The 2043-nt window shown below is 37.1% G+C and carries 1 protein-coding gene and 1 riboswitch; the gene reads right to left on the reverse strand.

Translation table 11 applies throughout. From position 1 onward, the window contains the following. Positions 1-333: 333 nt before the first annotated feature. Positions 334-1671 carry an NCS2 family permease gene (locus ACFQ0V_RS11825; protein WP_381013821.1) on the reverse strand — a complete coding sequence of 446 codons (1338 nt, stop codon included), beginning with the start codon at positions 1669-1671 and terminating at the stop codon, positions 334-336. A 33-nt stretch (positions 1672-1704) separates the two neighbouring features. Continuing rightward, a riboswitch (purine riboswitch) is annotated at positions 1705-1806 on the reverse strand. Positions 1807-2043: the final 237 nt, after the last annotated feature.

Genomic DNA, 2043 nt, shown 5'->3' on the forward strand with positions numbered 1-2043 from the left:
GAGAAATTTGAGTAAGCTCAAATTTTTGCTGGCATCTTTTATAGATGTCCAAAATTTTTGTTTCGATATTCAACGGGGTTGAATATCGAAACGGTTTATTTCATCAACAAGTTACTGTTCAGTTTTCAATGTTCATGTGCTGTCTCTCTCGACTGCTTTATAACTATAACAAGTTATTAATATTTTGTAAAGGGTTTTTACAAAGTTTTTCTCATTTCTTTTTCTCTTCCTATTATATAGCCAACAATTTTTATTTACACAAAACAAAAATGCTCCACAATTCTAAACTTCTATTCACGAAGTTTACGTTTGCGGAGCATTCGTTTCTTTCAATCAATCGGTTAAAAATGCAAAGTATGCAATAAACAATATGAATAACACATACATGATCGGATGAATTTCTTTACGACGTCCTGCCATCATCATCGTAATTGGATAAAATACAAATCCGATCGCAATTCCTGTTGCGATACTATATGTGAGTGGCATCGCAATCATCGTTAAAAATGCAGGAACTGCAATTTCAAACTCATTCCACTTCACATCTCCTAATGTTTTCACCATTAACGCACCGACAATAATTAAAGCAGGTGCTGTCACTTCAGGTGTTACTGCCATTAAAATTGGCGAGAAAAACAAAGCGAGTATGAAAAGTAAACCTGTCACAATCGATGCAAATCCTGTTCTTGCACCTGCTGCAACTCCAGCTGTTGATTCAACAAAAGATGTCGTTGTCGATGTTCCTAAAATTGCCCCTGATACTGTCGCAACAGAGTCTGACAATAAAGCTTTTCCTGCACGTGGCAATTTATCGCCCTTCATTAATCCTGCTTGTGTTGCTACAGCGACGAGCGTTCCTGCTGTATCGAAAAAGTCAACGAATAAAAATGTGATAACAACAACAACGAATGATGTCGTCATTAAAGAAGCTGGGTCATTCATGATCGGTTCAAATGCCGCACCGAATGTCGGCGAAATGTCTGGAACTTTTGAGACGATCGCTGTCGGCTTCGCGATGACTGATGTTGCAATTCCAACAATCATCGTGATAATCATCCCATAAAAGATAGCACCATTAATTTTACGAACCATCATAATGACACTGATGACGAGACCAAATATAGCTAGTAAAACTGGCGCACTCGTCAAATCTCCCAATTCAACGAGCGTATTCGGATTTCCTACGATAATGTTCGCATTTTGCAAACCTAAAAACGTAATAAATAAACCGATTCCCGCTCCAACTGCTAGCTTCAATTGTTCTGGAATCGAGTTAATAATAAATTCTCTAAGTCCTGTTAATGATAAAATAATGAAAATGATTCCTGAGAATAAAACTCCTGTTAATGCGGTTTGCCATGGAATTCCTAATCCTAATACGACAGAAAACGCGAAGAATGCGTTCAATCCCATACCCGGAGCGAGTCCAATTGGATAGCGCGCCAACAATCCCATTAATATAGAACCGATTGCCGCTGCTAATGCTGTTGCAGTAAACACTGCTCCTTTATCCATGCGCATAGCGTCAGGAATATCTGGAACACCTTCTAATGAGAGCATCCCTGGATTGACCGCTAAAATATAAGCCATCGCTAAAAACGTCGTCAATCCCCCGATGATTTCTCTTCTGTAATTCGTACCTAACTTTTCGAATTCGAAATAGTTTTTCAACTGAGTAACCTTCCTTTTGTTCGCACAGTACAATCTAAGGTTTTATTGGATCGTAGTTGAAGTTTTTACAGAACTTCAGTAGAAACGTTTGAGCCATATTCTCAAATTTATACGATGCGCTATTTAATACATTCAATATACCGTCTTTTCCTTTGAAAAACAATACAACTTCCGAACATTCAAAGGAAATAGCTAAAAAACATTCGTCTGTTAACTCCTCTTAAACTATTCTTATTTTTCAGTAAATAAACTCAAACTTTATCCTTGAAATATCTTCAATAAAATTTAACAGAACAACAAATTCACACGTGTTGATTAGCCAAAATCACGTAACACTTTTTTGATAAATCATCCGAGCTGATGACAAGATTT

The sequence above is a fragment of the Savagea faecisuis genome (assembly GCF_042675605.1).
GTDB lineage: Bacteria > Bacillota > Bacilli > Bacillales_A > Planococcaceae > Savagea > Savagea faecisuis.